Consider the following 19,325-nt stretch of genomic DNA (forward strand, 5'->3'; position numbering starts at 1 on the left):
ACAATGCGGGGGATAGAGTATGGATGATTTTAAACTCGGCTTTTTGCTCGGCCTGCTGGTGGGAGAGGGCCATTTTGGCGGTGACGGCAGGCAACCACAGATAACCCTGCGCATGCACGCGCGGCACCACCGTCTTTTTGAGTGGCTGACTCAGAACGTTCCGGGCTCGCGCCTGTACGGTCCGTATACCCATGGCGGCCGTAACTACTACCAGTGGATGCTCAGGGGCGAAAGTTTGAAAAAAATATTACCCCTCCTTGATACGCTTCCGATTGCTGAAATTTCTCCAGTTACCTATGCCCGTTACGAAAAGATGAAGGCAGAATACGGCCTTTCCAGTGATCAAAAAACAAAGGGGTCTTAAACTAATCGTGAAGTTTATCCAGGGCCGCCTGCCGGGCGGCGTGGTAGATTTCCTGGATGGGGCGGCCCGAGCTCCCGGCCAGCCGGCGGCAGTCCTCGTATTCCGGACTGAGCTGCAGGGGATTATCCGGCTCCACATAGGCCACCTTCACCCCGACCTGCCCCCATGGTGTCTGCACCTGAATCTGATGCCGGTTGAGAACGCGTCGCCGCTCCTGCCTGATCCGTACCCCCAGGGTGGTTGTTTCCCGGAAAATAATGCCCAGCAGGGCTTCCTCCAGGGCGGGAGGGCAGAGAACCGTTAAACGGGTGCCGGGACGCCCTTTCTTCATGATGGTGGAAATAAGAAACACGTCCAGGGCGCCGGCCTGCCGCAACAGGTGATCCACGTACGGAAAAAACTCGGGATTCATATCGTCGATGTCAGTTTCTATGACCAGCACCGTATCGTCGCTACCGGGCGTTCCAGTGCTTGAGCCCTGGATGTCCTTCTTGCCCACAAATACCCGCAACAAGTTAGGAACAGGAAAACTGTGGGCGCCGATGCCGTAGCCGATGCCGGCAATTTGCATGGGCGGCAGCGGGCCAAATTCCGCAGCCAGCGTGGTGGCGATGGCTGCGCCGTCAGCAGTAACCAGTTCCCCTTCAGCATCTACCGTGTATACGGGAACCCCCCGCATCAACTCTGCCGTGGCCGGGGCCGGGACGGGCACAACGCCACCGGCACTAATCAGGGGGCCGTGGCCCACCGGCAAGGGGGAGCAGTAAACCCGCTCCACCTGTAGCATGAAAAGGGCCAGGCAACTGCCTGTTACGGCCAGGACGGATTTTATGAATTGCCCACCCTCAAAACAAACCTCCCGGGGGGAGATCCCCCGCACCCTGGCTTCGGCACAGGCAAGGCGCTCAAAAATGCGGACGACAGTATTTTTAATTGGCGCAGGCAGGGAACTTGAGGCAATGAGCCCCAGGACGTCGCCAAGCTGGTAAGAAGACCGGAACGGTGTATCCACGGAAAACAATAACCGGATCCCCCGCCAACCCCCCTTTATTTCTTCTGTGACCCTGACTTCAAAGCCGCTGAGATGCAGAAGATTGAGCTGGCTTATCAGCTCCCGGGCGTTTGCTCCCCCGTCCATTAAGGCCGCCAGGAGCATCTCCCCGCTGATACCACCCACACAATCAAGGTAGGCTATGTTCACGGCCTGAAAACCATCCTTTCACAGGGTTTTTTTGTGCGTTCACTTTGGTAAAAAATTTACGTTTGATTACCCCCGAATTTAAGTATACTCAAATCAGTGACATCGGCGATAGGTCCAGGATAAAAAAAGGTGGTGGCAGCCAGATGATTTTTTCCGACCGTGTTGAAGCGGGTAGAAAGTTGGCCAAAGAAATGGCTGGCGCCTGCAAGAACAACGGATTGGTGCTGGCCATACCCCGGGGAGGGGTGGTGGTGGGGGCGGAAATCGCCCGGTCACTGGGCATGCCCATCGACGTGATTATCCCCAGAAAAATTGGGGCGCCGCACAATCCAGAGGTGGCCATCGGAGCAGTGACGCAGGACGGAACAACCTTTTTCAACCATTCATTGCTTGCTTTTCTGGGGTTGGAAGAAAAAGATCTGACCGGTCTCGTGGAAGAACAGAAAAGGGAAATAAAAAGGCGGATGATCCTGTACCGGGGCGGGGTTGAATACCCGGATTACAGCGGGCGGTGCATTATCGTTGTTGACGATGGCATAGCCACCGGCTACACGGCGCAGGCAGCCCTGCGCTGGATCCGGCAAAAATTTAAGCCCCAGAAGCTCATTTTGGCCGTTCCGGTGGCGCCGCGGGACACCCTGGACCGGCTGGAAGACGAGGTGGACCATCTGGTGGTACTGGCAGTTCCGGACGATTTTTACGCCGTGGGGCAGTTTTACCGGGATTTCAGCCAGACCACCGATCAGGAAGTGATCCAGATATTAAAAGAAGGAACGGCTCAACAGGCGTAAAATCACCCGCTCTTTGCCCTCGTTTCGCGAGCAGGGATGGCAAAAGGCGGGAACTTCCCGGCGGGGTGAGTTAAAAAAGCATCTACCGGTCATACTAACAGAGAACGGGAGGTGCTTGAATATGGCCAAAAAAATTGCTGTGGAAGAAACCTTAACGGGGTTAAGGGAGCTCCTGCGGGAGCAGGGTTATACGGTGGTAAACCCCGGCAGCAATGAAAATGTCCTGGCCACGGTGGTTACGGGGCTGGATATCAACACCATGAACATGCAGGACATTACCACAAAGGTACCGGTGATTGATGCGGCCGGTAAAACACCGGACCAGATTTTATCAAGAATTAAAGAACTGGAATAATTAAAAACATCATAGAAGAAACCCGGGTCAAATTTCCCGGGTTTCTTTTTTAGTACAGAGGGATACGGTCTGCAATATCCCCTGGGTAATAACTTCGGCCATGCGCATAACCAGATTCAGCCTGGTGTTCTGCAGGACCAGGTACTCCATAAAACCGCCCACGTTAACAATGCCGGTGATATGAATCTCACCCACCGGAGGCAGTTTTTTATTTACTCCGGCTCCCGGGTGCAGGGCACCATCCCCTATGGTAATAAAGCCTACGCTGTCCACACTGCCCAGGGATGCATCCACGGCGATTACCAGGGGATTCTGGTGCACCCGGTAGATTTCATCCATCTTTTCCCGCAAATTGCGGGCATGCACCGGCTGGTCCAGGGTGCCGTAAACGGCAAAAAGATCCTGGCTGGTGGAGGCCAGCCTGGTGCCCACCAGCGGCCCGAGACAGTCGCCGGTTGACCGGTCGGTACCAATACACAAAAGAACCAGAGGCTGGCCGGACAGCCCGCCGTTTCGCTCCAGGCGGGCTAAAAGATCATAACCAAATTTTTTCGCCGCCATGGGATCTTCTATATGAACCCTTGTCTTTCCGCCGGCCATAAAATCCTGTATATCCTGGGCCTTGTCAACCATCTTGAATTCCCCCTGATTTGCCAATAACTAGTATATTTATTTCCCCCCAGGCCCGGAATTATTCCCGGGAAGTTTAATTTTGGTCAACCTGTCACCACCGATGCATAAGAATGGAAAAGGGGGTGGTGGACTTGCCGGGAAACGGTTGGTTCCGGCAATGGTTTCAGGTCAGTGCCCTTTATGTTGGCACGGTGATTGGTGCCGGGTTTGCCTCCGGACAGGAAATCATGCAGTTCTTTATTATTTATGGAGAAAAAGGGCTCTGGGGCGTCATTTTAGCAACCCTGCTCTTTGGCATACTGGGATTTCAGTTGATGACCTTCACTACGGCCCTTGGGTGCAGCAGTTACGCGGAACTGCTCCCGCTCTTGACGGGGCGCGGGCTGGCCCGGGTGGTAGATTGGCTGAGCCTGGCCATGTTGCCGGGAGGACTGGCCGTAATGCTGGCCGGTAGCGGTGCCTTAATCAATGAACAATTCGGCCTTCCCACGGAACTGGGGGCAATGCTGGCCGCACTGATCACGGCCCTGGTCATTTTGGGCGGGCTGGAAGGGGTACTCGTGGCAAACATGATCCTGGTGCCGGTGAAAGTATGCATTATCGCCCTGGTTTGCCTTCTCGCCGTTATTCACCACGGCGGGTGGCCTGAGCTTGCGGAAGCAGGCAGGCCACTGGCCGGTGCAGGCCGGCACTGGCTCTGGTCCAGCATACTTTACGTGTCCTACAACATGGTTGTGCCGCTGGCCGTATTGTCCTCACTGGGGCGCAGTGTGGAGCAAAGGCCGGGGGTTGTGGGAGGGTTTACCGGCGGGATTGCCCTGGGCATCACGGCAACTCTGGTCACCCTGGCGGGGCTGTTTTTTTATCCCCAGATAATACGCTACCAGGTGCCGCTTTTGTGTATTGCCGGCGGCCTCGGGGAAGGCTGGCGGCATGGGCTGGGTATGTTGATCTGGCTGGCCATTATAACCACCGCCATTGCGGACGCCCATGGCTTTGCCAGCCGGCTGGCTCCCGGCGGGGGCCGGTCCTACCGCCTGGTGGGTCTGGGGACTATTTTACTCACCCTTCCCCTGGCCAGGATGGATTTTACCCGGCTGGTACAAATACTTTACCCACTGTTTGGTTATGCCGGCCTGGTGATCACGGCTGGCCTCCTGATCACGCCCTTTAAGTTAAAGTGGCTCCTCAAGGACTGGAAATAGGGAGGAATCGGACAGGTGATGCGAGAAAAAAGATCTCCAAAAATAAAACGGGCAAAAAGAAAGGGCGGTTTGGTTTATTGAACTGGCTTGATTTGATTCTGCTGTGGATGATTGGCTGGTCGACATGGCGGGGCGTTCAAACCGGCCTGGTGGCCGGCCTGGCCAGGCTGTGCGGCCTGCTTGTAGGCCTGGTCCTGGCCAGGGAATTTCAGGCCCCCCTGGCGACATACCTCAGGCAGCAATGGCCCCTGGAGCAATGGCTTAATTCCTGGATTGCCTCCCCTGCCATTGGTTTGGTTCCCGGGCCCCTGTCGGGATGGAACCGGTATCTGGCCCAGGGCCTGCTTGAAGTACTGTCATTTGTGGTCATTCTGCTGGTTGTGGCCCGCTTGATCGGATGGCTGGGACAACTACTGGCCGGGGCAGCCAGGTTCAGCTTTCTCGGTCCCGTGGACCGCGCCGGCGGGCTGTTCCTGGGCATTGTCCGGGGGATCGTGGCGGCGGCTATATTATTGGCCGTGATCTTTGCCCTTCAGAATGCAGCCAGCTCCTGGCTTCCCGGTGAGCCCTTCCCATGGCTTGCCCGGGCAGTTGAGTCATCTCGCCTGGTTCAATTCCTGACCCCCGTTGTTGAAGCGTTACAAAAGCTGATACCCGTTTTTATGGCCCGCTATACCTAAAAAAGGGCCATGAAATGCTAAGTTGCCGGCAGTGGGGAAATAATACCTTCGTCTGGAGTACATTGATAGGGGGAGTGAAAAAATGACACAGAACAAAAAGAATCAATCCGGCACAACTCCGGTTTGGGCAAAGCTGAACAGCTCGGAGCGGGAGGAGGTAATGAACCTGGCGGAAGATTATCGACAGTTCGTCTCCGCCGCTAAGACGGAACGGGAAACCATCGACCTGGCTGTTACGACGGCTCAAAACAGGGGGTTTGTTCCGCTGGAACAAAGCGCCGCCCTGCAACCGGGAGAGCGGGTTTTTACCACCTGGCGGGGCAAATGCATGGCCATGGCCGTCATCGGCAGCGAACCCCTGGAAAAAGGTTTGAACGTTGTGGGCGCCCACGGGGACAGCCCCCGCCTGGATTTAAAACCGATGCCGCTTTACGAAGAGGCGGACCTGGCCCTGTTTAAGACCCACTACTACGGGGGGATTAAAAAGTACCACTGGGTTGGCATTCCCCTGGCCCTGCACGGGGTGGTGGTAAAGGAAGACGGGCAGGTGATCAAAGTAGTCATTGGAGAAAGGGAAACGGACCCGGTCTTTACCATAGCCGACCTGCTCCCCCACCTGGCCAGGGACCAGATGGAGAAAAAAATGGGTGAAGGGATTACCGGAGAGGGATTGAGCCTTTTGGTGGGCGGCCTGCCGGTAGCCGGCGGGGAGGTGCAGGAAAAAATCAAGCAAACCGTGCTCGATTATCTGAACCGGGAATACGGGTTGCAGGAGGAAGATTTTATCAGCGCGGAAATTGAAGCCGTGCCGGCCTGGCCGGCCCGGGATGTGGGTTTGGATGGGAGCATGATTGGGGCCTACGGCCAGGATGACCGGGTGAGCGTTTTTACCACCCTGAGGGCCATAGTGGACTTGCCGGCCCCATCGCGAACGGCGGTAGCCCTCTTCGTGGACAAGGAGGAAATCGGCAGTGTGGGCAATACCGGGATGTACTCGGCCTTTTTCACCAATTTTGTGGCCGAGCTGGCCGCCCGGATTGTTCCCCGGTACAGTGAGCTGGTTTTGCGACGGATCCTGGCCAGCTCCCGGGCCCTTTCGGCCGATGTGAATGCCGGGCTCGACCCCAATTATCCCGATGTAATGGATAAACTGAATGCCGCCCGGCTGGGGCACGGCGTGGTTTTGACCAAGTACACGGGCTCCGGAGGTAAAAAGGGGGCCAGCGATGCCCACGCCGAGTTTATGGGCCTGGTGCGACACCTGTTTAACCGGCATGGTGTGGCCTGGCAGAGCGGCCTTTTAGGAAAAGTGGATCAGGGGGGCGGCGGTACCATTGCCTATCTGCTGGCCATGCATGGCATGGACGTGGTGGACTGCGGGGTTCCCCTGCTGGGGATGCATTCACCCTTTGAGGTGGCCCACAAGGTGGACATTTACATGGCTTACCGGGGATACCGGGCATTCCTCGGGGCTTAAAGACGGAGGGTCGTTGCCATGGAAAGTATTTTAGGTTCACCAATGATGCAAGTGGTCCTGGCCCAGGTGGCCGCCGTTGACTGGGGTAAAGTATTAGGTACGGCCATCAAGATTTTACTCATCCTCGTGCTGGCCTTCGTGGTCATGCGCCTGGGCGACGCGGCTGTGGAACGTTTTTTCAATAACTGGAACAAGATTGGCCCCGTTGACGGCCGGCGGGCACAGACCCTGCGCACCCTGCTGAAAAGCGGCCTTCACTACACCGTCTACTTTATCGCCATGGTTACCATTTTGAACCTCTTCGGGGTGCGGGTCGAAGCCATCCTGGCCGGGGCCGGCGTGGTGGGCCTGGCCGTTGGCTTTGGCGCCCAGAACCTGGTCCGGGACGTGATCACCGGGTTTTTTATTCTGCTGGAGGACCAGTTTGCCGTCGGAGACTACATTACCGCGGCCGGGGTAAGCGGTACGGTGGAAGAGATGGGCCTGCGGGTGACCCGCCTGCGGGATTTTGGCGGGGAACTGCACATCATCCCTAACGGCCAGATTACTCAGGTCACCAATCACAGCCGGGGCAATATGCGGGCCCTGGTGGAAGTGGGCGTTGCCTACGAGGAAGACCTGGACCGCGTTACGGCTGTGCTGCAACAGGTCTGCGAGCAGGCTGCCCGGGACATGGCCGATATCATAGCCGAAGGCCCCCATGTGCTGGGGGTGGTAAATTTCGGTCAATCGGATGTGGTGTTCAGGATCATTGCCTACACCAAACCCATGCAGCAATGGTATGTGGAGCGGGAGCTGCGGCGCCGGATCAAAGAAGCCTTTGACCGGGAAGGCATCGAAATACCTTATCCCAGGCGGGTGGTGTTGAGCATGAGCGGAGGTGCAAGGCGTGATCAGGTATCAGGTTGGTGATGTGGTAAGAACGCGCAAGCCCCACCCCTGCGGAGGTGACCAATGGGAAGTGATGCGCACCGGGATCGATTTTCGTATCAGGTGCCTCACCTGCGGGCGGGTGGTCATGATCCCCCGGCCGAAGTTCGAAAAAAGCGTGCGGGCAATTGTGCGCTCGGGTCGGGATGATAATCAAACAGGAAAATAATGGGCTATACTATTTGCTCCATAGAGAACCGGATCTCTTCTCGGGGCCAAGGTATCTGAGATTGTACAGAATGGCTGCAGGTTGAGTTATCCCCACATTCCAACTACCCTGTTTTGGCTCCCGCTCGCTCCGGTGAGCCTCGCGGGCCAAACTAGTGCTCAGCTCAAAGCTCCGGCAGGCTTCCCGGCAAATTCGGCATCCTGCCTCAGTTGCCGGCCTCGGGCATCCAGCCCTCGGGCCTGCCTTCGCTTTTCGCCTCGCAAAGTTTGGCTGGCCGCTCGGCTCAAGTCGCTCGCTACCGAACCAAAACAGGGGCTTTAAAAAACTGGGGATACTTCAGTGGCTGCAGGTTGTTGCTATTTGGACATTATTATGCTATAATCTTCAAGTCAAATTTTTAACGTCATCCGCCCTGCTCTACCCCCAGGAGGGTAGGGCCAGCAGTCCAAAGGGAGGAGGTGTGTTCAGTGCGCAGCTATGAATGTGTTTTCATTCTGCGCCCGGATCTTGACGATGAAAGGGCCGGCGAGGTGGCGGAAAAGTTCAAATCTCTCGTAGAAAACCATGGCGGGGAAGTCACCAGGCTGGAGAAATGGGGCAAGCGCCGCCTGGCCTACGAAATCGCCCACACCCGGGAAGGCCTGTACATGATCATGCATTTCAATGCCGCTCCGGAGGTGGCCCAGGAGCTGGACCGGGTACTCAAGATCACGGAAGACGTGCTGCGTCACATCATTGTGCGCCAGGCGGCTTAAAAAATCTCCCGACAACCGACCGGTTTTAAAAACCGGCCTGCCCTGCCGGGGGGAGAATAAAACCGAGGCGGTGGAAAGATGCTCAATAAAATCATTCTAATCGGGCGACTGGTCAGGGAGCCCGAACTGCGGTACACGCCCAGCGGTGTGGCGGTGGCCAGATTTACCATAGCGGTGGACCGCCCCTTTGCCAACCGGCAGGGGGAGCGGGAGACTGATTTTATTGACATCGTGGTCTGGCAGAAGCAGGCGGAAATTTGTACGCAGTACCTGGGTAAAGGTCGGTTGGTGGCCGTGGAAGGCCGCCTGCAGATCCGTTCCTATGACGACAGCCAGGGAGTGCGGCGCAAGGCGGCCGAAGTGGTGGCCGAACAGGTGCGCTTCCTGGACCGGCCCCGGGAGGGCCAGGCTACTATAGGCGCCGGGAGCAATGACATTGCACTGGCTGAAAGTGGATACAGCGAAGTTAACTTCAGCGAGGACGATATACCCTTTTAAAAGCTATGCGGTAAGGGGTGACTTCATTGGCGAAGAGGGAAAGGGGACGCCGGGGCAAGAAACGCATTTGCAACTTCTGCGTGGATAAAATAGACATTATCGATTACAAGGATGTACCCCGGCTGAAAAAATACATTACCGAGCGGGGTAAGATTTTACCCCGGCGCATATCCGGGAACTGTGCCCGGCACCAGCGGATGCTGACCGTGGCCATTAAAAGGGCGCGAAACATAGCCCTCCTGCCTTTTACAGCCGAGTAAAACACGAAGGGGAACTGCCGGTTCCCCTTAATTTATTTGCGCCTGCTTAAGTTCTGTCTTTTATGTTAGAGAGTTGCTCCGTCATCAAAAGGTACCTGCCTTTAAAATGCCCTGCCAGCGAGGCCAGCAAATAACAGGCCCAAGTTAAGTGAAGGGGGCAGGAAAAGCAAGGTCGCTTCGCGAATTTACACCTGGATTACGCTAAGGGGGGCAGCCCATGTTCGGACCCCATCACCATCATGATACGGATATCGCCAAAAACATACGGGTAATTGAGTGGTTGAAGGCAGATTTACTGGCTTCCCTCTCTGCTTTGTTCAAAGCCATGCTGCGGGGTAATGAAGAACGGCTCATGGACGCCTTTAGCAGCATTATTATTACCTGTTACGTACTGGGGCGCCGGCTGGGGATTAGCTTTACCCGGATGGATCTCAAGCTGGAGTCCAAACTGCGCCAGGGTATAGAAGAGGAACACGAAATGGAACGGTGGTACGGGGATCTCTCCGCCCTGCTGGCCCACCTGGTAGAAAAAAAGAGGTGATCCCTTGGGTTCCCGGTTGCGCCATGACGCTCTGGTGGAGGGGGCGTTTTTTGCCGGCCTGACGGTGGTCATCGCCCTCCTTGGTCTTTTTATGCCACCGCTGTTTCTTTTGAGCAACCTCATCACCCCCTTGCCCCTGGCCGTGCTTGTGCGGAGGCAGGATCTCAAAACCGGTGCCTTAGCCCTGGCGGTGGCGACGGCGCTTTTATTCGTGCTTTACGGGCGACCGGTTACCGTGCTGATGCTGGTCATCCAGCTGGGCCCCCTGGGCCTTTTACTGGGGCTGCTTTTTAAAAACCACGTGCGGGCCGGTCCTGCCGTAGCGGTAGCCGCCGTGGTTGCGGCCGGGTTGACCCTGGTGACCCTTGTTTTGGGCTTTTTAATTACGGGTATTAATCCCCTGGCCATCGGGTCCCAGATGCACCAGGACGCAGACCATCTCCTCGGGTGGTACCGCCAGCAGGGCTTTATCGAGCCGGGGATGGAAGAGGAGCTGCGCCGCCTGCTCCAGGAAATGATGCAGCTGGCCGCTCTTTTGCTGCCGGCTAACCTGGTTATCTGGTCACTGGTTTCCACCTTCATCACCTATTACCTGGGGCAAGTGGTTTTCCGGCGCCTGGGATACGTGGTTACGCCCCTGCCTCCTTTCAGACAATGGCAATTTCCCTGGTACCTTGTGTGGGTCCTGATCCTGGGGCTGGCCTTTTTCATGGGGGGTGATGCCCTGGGGAAGCAAGTTTTTTCCGCTATCGGAAAGAACCTTTTATACATTGGGGCTTTTCTTTACCTGGTTCTGGGGTTGGCTGTGGTCAGCTTTTATTTTGCCCGCTGGCAGCTCTCCAGGGCGGTAAAAATCCTGCTGGCCGTGACCCTGCTGCTGTACTGGCCCTTTGCAGTCCTTATGCTGATCACCCTGGGTTTACTGGATTCCCTGTTGAATATCAGGCATTCAGGTCGTCACGGTGATAAAGGAGGGGATAAATAATGAAGGTTATCTTGCTGGAAGACGTGAAAAATCTCGGCCCCAGGGGTGCCGTGGTGAATGTTAGCGACGGCTATGCCCGGAACTTTTTAATACCCCGGCGGCTGGCGGTGGAGGCTTCGCCGGGGAAAATGAAGGAGCTGGCCCAGCAAAAGGCCGTCGAGGCCAGGAAAAAGGAAGAGGCCGAGGCACGGGCCAGGGAGCTGGCCGCCCGGCTGGATGGGCTCACCGTACAGGTAAAGGCAAAGGTCGGCGAGGGCGGCCGGTTGTTTGGCGCGGTAAACAGCAAGGATATCGCCGAAGCCCTGGAACGGCAGCACCAGATTGCCGTAGACAAGAAAAAGATCCTGCTCAAGGAACCCATCAAACAGCTGGGTGAACAAACCCTGGTGGTTAAACTTCACCCCAACGTACAGGCACAGGTCAAGGTAGCAGTAATTCCCGCAGAATAATGGTAAATATTTCAGTAAAACCGTTATGAGGAGGATGCGGCGCTGTCCGGAGCGAACGACGCAGCACACGCCGGTAACAGCACCCGGTGAACCCAGCACTCACTGGCAATAAAGCTCTTTCCAAGCCTGCTGTGACAAGATAGTAAGTTGTAATCTTTCCAGTATAGCATTTTCAGTGAGTGCTGGGCGGCTCGGCTCTCGAGGACGCCAAACGAAAGCAAATGGAAGAACACCTGTTGGTGACACATCGGGCAGTTTAATATGGTCGGGAGGTAATAGTGTCGATGGTAATCCGCAGAAGACCCAGCACTCACCGGCAATGATGTTCTTTCTAAGCTTGCTGTAACAAGATAGTAAGTGCAGAGCTTTCCAGTATAACTTTTTCAGTGAGTGCTGGGCGGCCCGAAGCGAGTATGGCAGCGGCATCGATTGTTTTTAGGCAATGCAAGCTTTTTCGGATGCCGCTGCGGCGAGAATTATTAGCTTTTGCGATAGATACTATTCTTGTCGGCGCGGAGCACTGGAGTGAGCGGGGACCCAGCACTCACTGAATTATTAGCTCTTCCCAAAACTTGATGTATCAATTAAACCTGAAACAGCGGGACCAGAGTCATATTTAGGTGAGTGCTGGGCCGCATCCAACCGGGTTCACTGAATATTTATGAATAATGCAGCAAGGCACGTAGAAAGGAGTAACCGGGGCAATGAAAGTTTTTTTGCATAAGTTCAAAGGCAGCAAGGAAGAACCCGGTGCCAGGCTCAAGGGAGTGGAACAACTTCGCCGCCAGGTGAACGCCCTCTATGGCCTGGTGGCCAACATCTATGGTTCGGATAAACTGGTTTTGCGGGCCGGGAAACTGAATGTCCTGCATTTAATGCGCTCTGAACGCCTGGAAGACAGGGTTCTGGCCCTTCAGAAGCTGGTGTTTGAGGATCCCACCCTGGATACCGTGCCCTGTATAGAGGAGATTCCGGCTATTTTAGAGCAAATCGAAGAGGAAATTGCCGATATCCTGGCCCGCCGTACGGTGGAAGATGAACTGGAGAAAAAAATCAGTGAAAAGCTGCAGCAAAGGCACGAAGAGTATGTAAAAGAAATTAAAATGCAGGTGCTCAAGGAAAATGCCGGTCCGGAAAATGCCCAGACCTTGAAGAAGCTCGCCATTTTGGAGAAGCTGGAGCAGAAGAAACTGGCCCGTTCGGCAATGGAAGTACTCCGCCCGGGGAATTTTTCGGAACTGGTGGGCCAGGAGAGGGCCGTGAAGGCGCTGCTGGCCAAACTGGCCTCCCCCTTTCCCCAGCACATTATTTTGTACGGGCCGCCCGGGGTGGGTAAAACTACCGCTGCCCGGCTGGCTCTGGAAGCGGCCAAGAACATCACCGGTTCTCCCTTTGCCAAGGATGCTCCTTTTGTGGAAGTAAACGGCACCGCCCTGCGCTGGGATCCCCGGGAGGTAACCAATCCCCTGCTCGGTTCGGTGCACGACCCCATTTACCAGGGTGCGCGGCGGGATTTAGCCGACAGCGGCGTGCCCGAGCCCAAGCTGGGCCTGGTTACCGAGGCCCACGGGGGTGTCCTTTTCATTGATGAAATTGGCGAAATGGATCCCGTGCTGCAGACCAAGCTGCTGAAGGTGCTGGAAGATAAAAGGGTCTTTTTTGACTCCCCCTATTACGATTCCCATGATCCCGCGGTGCCCCGGTACGTGCGCAAGCTTTTTGAGGAAGGGGCGCCGGCGGACTTCATTTTAATCGGGGCCACCACGCGGGAACCGGAGGAAATTAACCCGGCCATCCGCTCCCGCTGTGCGGAGGTTTATTTTGAACCCCTGACGCCGCAGGACATCGAGCGCATCATCAGGCAGGCGGCGGAAAAACTGGGGGTGCGGATGGACGAGCAGGTTCCCGGGGTGATCAGCCAGTACACCATTGAGGGGCGAAAGGCCATCGGTATCCTGGCCGACGCCTACGGCCTGGCCTGCTACCGGGGCGGGGGAGAAGTGGGGGAAGAAGGCATTACCTTGCAGGATGTCCATGAGGTAATTCAGGCCAGCCGCCTGAGCCCATACGTCCTGCGCAAGGCCTCCCCGGAGATGGAGGTAGGCAAAGTTTTCGGCCTGGGGGTAATGGGCTTTGTGGGTTCCGTGCTGGAAATTGAAGCGGTGGCCTTTCCGGCCCGTAACCAGGGCCAGGGTACCATCCGCTTTAACGATGCGGCAGGGAGCATGGCCCGTGATTCCGTTTTCAACGCCGCTTCCGTGCTGCGCAAAATTACCGGCGAGGACCTGGCCAGCTACGACGTGCACATTAACGTGGTCGGGGGAGGGCGCATTGACGGCCCTTCCGCCGGTGCGGCCATCTTCCTGGCCATTTTAAGCGCCATCCAGGAAAGACCCATTCCCCAGGACGTGGCCATTACCGGGGAGCTGTCCATTCAGGGGCGCATTAGGGGCGTGGGCGGTATCGTGGAAAAAATTTACGGTGCCCGCCAGGCCGGGATGCGCCGGGTGATTATCCCCGCGGAAAACAAAGGTGACGTCCCGGCCGGCCTGCAGGGGATAGAAGTCATTCCGGTGACCACGGTGGAGGAAATGCTGCAGCATATTTTCACCAGATAGCCAGTTGGACAAGGGCGGCAGTAGCCACCAAAGGAGCGGCTTGAAAAACTGCCGCCCGGGTATTTTCCCCAACGTCTTTTTAGTTTACTTACCAAGCGGACAGGTGAAGGACTGTGAGTGAAAAAAGACCGCCGCAAAACATAGATGCGGAACAATCGGTGCTGGGGGCCCTGTTCCTGGACCGGGAGGCCATACCCCGGGTGGCCCGGTTGCTCAAGCCCGAGGACTTTTACCTGGAGGCCCACCGGAAAATATATGAGGCCATTCTCGCCCTGGATGAAGCTGGCAAGCCGGTGGACCTGCTCACCGTGACCAACTACCTGCAGGAAAAGAAGCTCCTGGAACTCATCGGCGGGGTTACCTATGTGGCCTCCCTGGCCAACGTGGTTCCTACCGCAGCCAATGTGGAATACTATGCCCGCATTGTCGAGGAAAAGGCCATCCTGCGCCAGTTAATAGAAGTGGCCGAAAGGATCGCGGGCCTGGGCTACGAGGGCGGCGAAGACGTGGAGCGGCTGATGGACGAGGCCGAAAGAATGATCCTGGAACTGGCCGCCCGCCGTTCCACCGGCCTGTTTGTTTCCATAAAAGAAATACTGCAGCAAATTTTCGAGTACATCGAAGAGCGTTACCGCAACAAGGGAACGGTCAGCGGCATCGCCAGCGGGTTTACCGACCTGGACCGGTTGCTCTGCGGCTTTCAGCCCGGGGACCTGATCATCATAGCCGGCCGGCCGGCCATGGGCAAAACCAGCCTGGGCCTCACCATCGCCCACCAGGTGGCTTTAAAGCACCAGGTGCCGGTGGCCGTCTTCAGCCTGGAGATGTCCCGGGCCCAACTGGTGCAGCGGATGCTTTGCGCAGAAGCCATGGTGGACCAGCAAAAGGTGCGCAGCGGCTATTTATCCGCGGAGGACTGGGCCCGCCTTACCCAGGCGGCGGCCCGCCTGGCCAGGGCACCCCTGTACATAGACGACACAGCCATCCTTTCACCCCGCCAGCTGCGGGCCAAAGCCCGCCGGCTGCAGGCGGAAAAGGGCCTGGGGCTGATCCTGGTTGATTACCTGCAGTTGATGCAGGGCAGCCGCCGGGCGGAAAACCGCCAGCAGGAGATCGCGGAAATCTCCCGCTCCCTGAAAGGGGTGGCCAAAGACCTGAACGTGCCCGTACTGGCCCTGGCCCAGCTCAGCCGGTCGGTGGAGCAGCGGCAGGACAAAAGGCCCATCATGTCCGATTTGCGGGAGAGTGGCTGCCTGGCCGGTGAAACACTGGTGCAATTAGCCAGTGGACACCGGGTTCCAATCAAGGATTTAGTTCGGGAAAAGCAGCCTGTAAAGGTTATGGCCCTTAATGAAATAACATGGAAATTAGAGCCTGCCGCGGTTGGCAAGGTGTGGTGTACAGGGGTAAAACCTGTATTTCGACTTTGTACCCAGCTTGGTCGTGAAGTGCGTGCCACGACAAACCACAAGTTCCGCACTTTAGAAGGGTGGAAATGCTTAGGCGAGCTACAGCCAGGAGAGTTCATTGCATTACCCAGGTCGCTGGAAAGTGATGTTTTTTGGGATCGAGTGGTAAGCATTGAGCCCGATGGTATTGAAGAGGTATATGACCTTGAGGTTCCAGGACACCACAATTTTGTTGCGGCCGATATCATAGTGCATAATTCTCTCGAGCAGGATGCGGATGTGGTCATGTTTATTTACCGGGATGAGTACTACCGGCCCGATACGGAAAAGCGGGGCATAGCGGAAATTATTGTGGCCAAACAGAGAAACGGCCCCACGGGGCTGGTGGAGCTGGCTTTCCTGAAGGAATTCACCAGGTTCATGAACCTGGCCAAAGAGGAAGCACCGGGAGGGCCTGAATAGCAAGGTGTTCCGGTTGTAAAAAAAGGTTCCCCTTGCCCTGGCCCCTGTCATCTTCGCTGGTGATAACCGGGGAACTGTCGTTGAGCGGCAAATACCCACCACTGCGTCACTTCCGTGAACTGGGTGCGGTCCAGGGCCGGGAGATGCGTGTATCCCGGGCGCTGGTATTTCCTTTTTTAAATTTAATATGATAAAATAGTAGCGGATTAGGGGGTTTTTGGCGGTTCCAGTTTAAAAAGGAAAGGGCGTTTCTCTTGACATACCCCTGTCGCTTTGCTAAAATCAGTGTGTTTGGCATGGTGACCCGGGCAGTTGGGTTCTTTTTATGTTCTGAATGGTGAAAAAACGAACATGCCCGGGGGTTTGCTCAAGGAGGGATGAAAATGGAACAGGTTTACGATGTGATAATTGTCGGTGCAGGTCCCGACGGCATTTTTACTGCCCTGGAGCTGATCAGGCAAAAAAGCGGCTTGAAAATCCTCATGCTGGAAAAGGGGCGGGATTTGGAACAGCGCAAATGTCCCTCCAGAGAAAAAAATAACGCCTGTTTTCACTGCAATCCCTGCTCCACCATCTGCGGTTGGGGTGGCGCCGGAGCCTTCAGCGACGGCAAGCTGACCCTGTCCACTGAAATTGGGGGCAGCCTGGAGCAATATATCGGCGAAGAAGCTCTTGGCGAGCTGATTGATTATGTGGATAGAATCTACCGGGAATTTGGGGCGCCGGAAATGGTCTACGGCCTGGAGCATGCGGAAGCCATCGAGGAGTTTCAGCACCGGGCCGCCCAGGCCGAACTGAAACTCATCCCCGTGGCCATCCGCCATCTGGGTACCGGCCGGTGCCAGGAGATCCTGGCCCGCATGAAACAATACCTGCTGGCCGCGGGAGTGGAAATCCGCACCTCTTATCCGGTGGAGTCCATCCTGGCAGAAAATAATGAAGTACGGGGCATAATTACCGCCGGGGGAGAAATCATTTACGGTTGCCATGTGGTTCTGGCCCCCGGCCGGGAAGGAGCCGAGTGGCTGGCCAGGCAGGCCCAGATGCTGGGGCTGACCACGGTGGTCAACCCGGTGGATATCGGCGTGCGGGTGGAAGTGCCGGCGCCGGTGATGGAACCCCTGACCCGGGTCTTCTATGAAGCCAAGTTCATTTATTATTCCCGGGCCTTTGACGATAAGGTGCGCACCTTTTGTATGAACCCCTACGGTGAGGTGGTCATGGAGAATAACGACGGCCTGGTAACCGTCAACGGCCACACCCATGCCTACCGTAAAACCGGGAATACCAACTTTGCGGTCCTGGTCAGCAAAACCTTCACCGAGCCCTTTAAAGAGCCTATTGCCTACGGCAAGTATATCGCCAGCCTGGCCAACCTGCTGGGGGGCGGGGTTATTGTCCAGCGGCTGGGCGACCTCCTGGCCGGGAGGCGGAGCACGGAAGAAAGGATGCGCAAGTGCCTCACCGTTCCTACCCTGACTAGGGCCACGCCGGGAGACCTGAGCCTGGTCTTTCCCTACCGGCATCTGGTGGCCATTGTGGAAATGTTGAAAGCCATGGACGAAGTCGCGCCGGGAATCTATTCCCGTTACACCCTCCTTTACGGGGTGGAAGTGAAATTTTATTCTTCCCGCCTGGCCCTGACCCAGGGGCTGGAAACCCAGGTACAGAATCTCTTTGCCGCCGGAGACGGGGCAGGAGTAACCAGAGGTCTGGCCCAGGCGTCGGTGTCCGGGATCGTGGCGGCGCGGGAGATCCTGAAAAGAGTGGGGGGGTAAATAGAGCATGTCAACGTTAGTGCTGGTGGGTGCCCAGTGGGGAGACGAGGGGAAGGGCAAAATTACGGACTTTCTGGCTGAAAAGGCCGACCTCATTGTGCGTTACCAGGGCGGCAACAACGCCGGCCACACGGTGGTTGTGGCGGGCCAGCAGTTCAAGCTGCATCTGGTTCCTTCGGGCATCCTGTACCCCGATAAACTGTGCTTGATTGGAAACGGTGTGGTGGTTGATCCCGAGGTCCTCCTGAATGAGCTGGATAACCTGGCCGCCCGGGGGATTTCCACGGCCAACCTGCGCATCAGTCCCCGTGCCCATGTCATTCTCCCCTACCACCGGCGGCAGGACCAGTGCGAGGAAGAAAGAAAGGGCGACCGGCGCATCGGCACCACCTGCCGGGGCATCGGTCCGGCTTACACAGATAAGATTGCCCGGGTGGGCATTCGCATGGCCGAGCTGGTGGATGAGGAAGAATTTCCGGGCCTGCTGGAACGGAATCTCGAAAACAAGAACCAGATCTTCCGGGAGATTTACCATAGCAAGGAATTTAAGCTGGAGGACATTTTGCCCACCTATTTAAGCTATGGCCGCAGGTTGAAACCTTTCGTGGCCGATGTGTCCGTCATCGTGAACGAAGCCATTGAGCAGGGCAAGAAGGTCCTTTTTGAAGGTGCCCAGGGGACCCTCCTGGACGTGGATCACGGTACTTACCCCTACGTAACCTCGTCCCATCCCGTGGCCGCAGGGGCCTGCACCGGTGCGGGCATTGGTCCCACCCGCATTGACCGGGTGATGGGTGTGGCCAAGGCCTATGTCACCAGGGTAGGTGAAGGCCCCTTCCCCACGGAGCTAAAAGATGCTCTGGGGGACCATATCCGCACCCGGGGTGGGGAATTTGGCACCACCACCGGCCGGCCGCGCCGCTGCGGCTGGTTTGACGCCGTGGTGGCCCGTTATGCGGTGCGGATCAACGGCCTGGACTACCTGGCCATCACCAAGCTGGATGTACTTACCGGTTTGGAGACCATCCGCTTGTGCACCGCCTACCGCTACAAAGGGGAAATCTTAACCGAGTTTCCGGCCACCCTCAAGGTGCTGGCGGCCTGCGAGCCTGTTTACGAGGAATGGCCCGGCTGGCAGGAAGATATCAGCCGGGCCCGGCGCTATGAGGACCTGCCTGCCAGTGCCCGGCGGTACCTGGAGCGCATCACCGAGCTGGTGGGCGTTCCCATAGCCATAATTGGCGTCGGTCCCGGGCGGGAGGAAACCATTATTACCCGGGAGGTATTCTAATTCCCTTTGCCCGGTGGAAAAATATGAGGCCGGCGGCGACGATAACACCCCGCCGGTCTCAATAACATGAAAATCGCCATCATTTTAATTGTTAAAACTTAATGAACGACACTCCGGCCATGCAACAAGCAACCATAAAATTTTGTGTTGACACCGGTGTCCATCTATAGTATTATATCAACCGGTAATGCTCTTGTGAGCCATTAGCTCAGCTGGTAGAGCACCTGACTTTTAATCAGGGTGTCGGTGGTTCGAGTCCACCATGGCTCACCAAAATGGAAGTCAGAGGTCGGAAGTTGGAGGTCGGAGAAATTTTTGATTTTGTTATTGCCGGACAGTTGTGGTCGGCAATAAATCTGACTTCTGACTTCCGACGACTGACGACTGTTCTCTGGCCCCATGGTCAAGCGGCCTAAGACACCGCCCTTTCACGGCGGTAACGCGGGTTCGAATCCCGCTGGGGTCACCATTTTT

20 protein-coding genes and 2 tRNA genes are annotated in these 19,325 nt (G+C 56.5%); 20 read left to right on the top strand and 2 right to left on the bottom strand.

The genetic code is table 11. The annotated features are described in order from the left end of the window. Positions 1–19: 19 nt before the first annotated feature. Positions 20–364 (top strand): hypothetical protein, encoded by a 345-nt coding sequence (locus J2Z49_RS00095; protein WP_307398715.1) that lies wholly within the window; start codon positions 20–22, stop codon positions 362–364. A gap of 1 nt (position 365) precedes the next feature. Here J2Z49_RS00095 and larC read toward each other — a convergent pair whose 3' ends face one another. Beyond that, the gene (gene larC / locus J2Z49_RS00100) at positions 366–1,565 is read right to left on the bottom strand and encodes a nickel pincer cofactor biosynthesis protein LarC (RefSeq protein ID WP_307398717.1); all 1,200 of its coding nucleotides are present in this window, start codon (positions 1,563–1,565) and stop codon (positions 366–368) included. Positions 1,566–1,708: 143 nt separating this feature from the next. Between larC and J2Z49_RS00105 the strand changes: the two genes are divergently transcribed. Then, positions 1,709–2,356 (top strand): phosphoribosyltransferase, encoded by a 648-nt coding sequence (locus J2Z49_RS00105; protein ID WP_307398719.1) that lies wholly within the window; start codon positions 1,709–1,711, stop codon positions 2,354–2,356. A 121-nt stretch (positions 2,357–2,477) separates the two neighbouring features. Beyond that, complete coding sequence (locus J2Z49_RS00110; protein ID WP_307398721.1) at positions 2,478–2,711, top strand: YkuS family protein; 234 nt, start codon at positions 2,478–2,480, stop codon at positions 2,709–2,711. A 27-nt stretch (positions 2,712–2,738) separates the two neighbouring features. Here J2Z49_RS00110 and yyaC read toward each other — a convergent pair whose 3' ends face one another. Continuing rightward, positions 2,739–3,344, bottom strand: coding sequence for a spore protease YyaC (yyaC, locus tag J2Z49_RS00115; RefSeq protein WP_307398723.1), 606 nt, complete (start codon positions 3,342–3,344; stop codon positions 2,739–2,741). Between the two features lie 125 nt (positions 3,345–3,469). Between yyaC and J2Z49_RS00120 the strand changes: the two genes are divergently transcribed. From J2Z49_RS00120 to J2Z49_RS00200, 17 genes are all read left to right on the top strand, one after another. Beyond that, positions 3,470–4,549 (top strand): YkvI family membrane protein, encoded by a 1,080-nt coding sequence (locus tag J2Z49_RS00120; protein WP_307399140.1) that lies wholly within the window; start codon positions 3,470–3,472, stop codon positions 4,547–4,549. Between the two features lie 77 nt (positions 4,550–4,626). Continuing rightward, a complete protein-coding gene (locus tag J2Z49_RS00125; RefSeq protein ID WP_307398725.1) occupies positions 4,627–5,229 on the top strand; it encodes a CvpA family protein in 603 nt (200 codons plus the stop codon). An 82-nt stretch (positions 5,230–5,311) separates the two neighbouring features. Then, the gene (locus J2Z49_RS00130; protein WP_307398727.1) at positions 5,312–6,706 is read left to right on the top strand and encodes an aminopeptidase; all 1,395 of its coding nucleotides are present in this window, start codon (positions 5,312–5,314) and stop codon (positions 6,704–6,706) included. Between the two features lie 18 nt (positions 6,707–6,724). Further along, positions 6,725–7,618 (top strand): mechanosensitive ion channel family protein, encoded by an 894-nt coding sequence (locus J2Z49_RS00135; RefSeq protein WP_307398729.1) that lies wholly within the window; start codon positions 6,725–6,727, stop codon positions 7,616–7,618. After that, complete coding sequence (locus J2Z49_RS00140; protein ID WP_307398731.1) at positions 7,596–7,805, top strand: DUF951 domain-containing protein; 210 nt, start codon at positions 7,596–7,598, stop codon at positions 7,803–7,805. Before J2Z49_RS00135 ends, J2Z49_RS00140 begins: the two co-directional genes overlap by 23 nt. A gap of 467 nt (positions 7,806–8,272) precedes the next feature. Next, positions 8,273–8,560 carry a 30S ribosomal protein S6 gene (gene rpsF, locus J2Z49_RS00145; RefSeq protein ID WP_307398733.1) on the top strand — a complete coding sequence of 96 codons (288 nt, stop codon included), beginning with the start codon at positions 8,273–8,275 and terminating at the stop codon, positions 8,558–8,560. Positions 8,561–8,638: 78 nt separating this feature from the next. Continuing rightward, positions 8,639–9,058 (top strand): single-stranded DNA-binding protein, encoded by a 420-nt coding sequence (locus J2Z49_RS00150; RefSeq protein WP_307398735.1) that lies wholly within the window; start codon positions 8,639–8,641, stop codon positions 9,056–9,058. Between the two features lie 26 nt (positions 9,059–9,084). After that, positions 9,085–9,318 carry a 30S ribosomal protein S18 gene (gene rpsR, locus J2Z49_RS00155; RefSeq protein ID WP_013824528.1) on the top strand — a complete coding sequence of 78 codons (234 nt, stop codon included), beginning with the start codon at positions 9,085–9,087 and terminating at the stop codon, positions 9,316–9,318. 217 nt (positions 9,319–9,535) lie between these two features. Then, positions 9,536–9,859: a MazG-like family protein gene (locus J2Z49_RS00160; RefSeq protein WP_307398739.1), complete on the top strand. Its 324-nt coding sequence runs from the start codon at positions 9,536–9,538 to the stop codon at positions 9,857–9,859. A 4-nt stretch (positions 9,860–9,863) separates the two neighbouring features. Continuing rightward, positions 9,864–10,844: a YybS family protein gene (locus J2Z49_RS00165; RefSeq protein WP_307398741.1), complete on the top strand. Its 981-nt coding sequence runs from the start codon at positions 9,864–9,866 to the stop codon at positions 10,842–10,844. Further along, on the top strand, positions 10,844–11,293 hold the full coding sequence (gene rplI / locus J2Z49_RS00170; RefSeq protein ID WP_307398743.1) for a 50S ribosomal protein L9: 450 nt from the start codon (positions 10,844–10,846) through the stop codon (positions 11,291–11,293). Before J2Z49_RS00165 ends, rplI begins: the two co-directional genes overlap by 1 nt. 704 nt (positions 11,294–11,997) lie before the next feature. After that, entirely contained in the window at positions 11,998–13,911 is a 1,914-nt protein-coding gene (gene lonC, locus J2Z49_RS00175) for a Lon family ATP-dependent protease (RefSeq protein WP_307398745.1), read from the top strand. Between the two features lie 113 nt (positions 13,912–14,024). Further along, the gene (dnaB, locus tag J2Z49_RS00180) at positions 14,025–15,782 is read left to right on the top strand and encodes a replicative DNA helicase (protein ID WP_307398748.1); all 1,758 of its coding nucleotides are present in this window, start codon (positions 14,025–14,027) and stop codon (positions 15,780–15,782) included. 383 nt (positions 15,783–16,165) lie between these two features. Next, complete coding sequence (locus J2Z49_RS00185; protein ID WP_307398750.1) at positions 16,166–17,560, top strand: NAD(P)/FAD-dependent oxidoreductase; 1,395 nt, start codon at positions 16,166–16,168, stop codon at positions 17,558–17,560. Positions 17,561–17,567: 7 nt separating this feature from the next. Next, positions 17,568–18,851: an adenylosuccinate synthase gene (locus J2Z49_RS00190; protein ID WP_307398752.1), complete on the top strand. Its 1,284-nt coding sequence runs from the start codon at positions 17,568–17,570 to the stop codon at positions 18,849–18,851. A 197-nt stretch (positions 18,852–19,048) separates the two neighbouring features. Next, positions 19,049–19,124 (top strand) — tRNA-Lys (locus J2Z49_RS00195). A gap of 120 nt (positions 19,125–19,244) precedes the next feature. After that, positions 19,245–19,320, top strand: a tRNA-Glu gene (locus J2Z49_RS00200). Positions 19,321–19,325 lie beyond the last annotated feature (5 nt).

The organism is Desulfofundulus luciae (genome assembly GCF_030813795.1).
Classification (GTDB): domain Bacteria; phylum Bacillota; class Desulfotomaculia; order Desulfotomaculales; family Desulfovirgulaceae; genus Desulfofundulus; species Desulfofundulus luciae.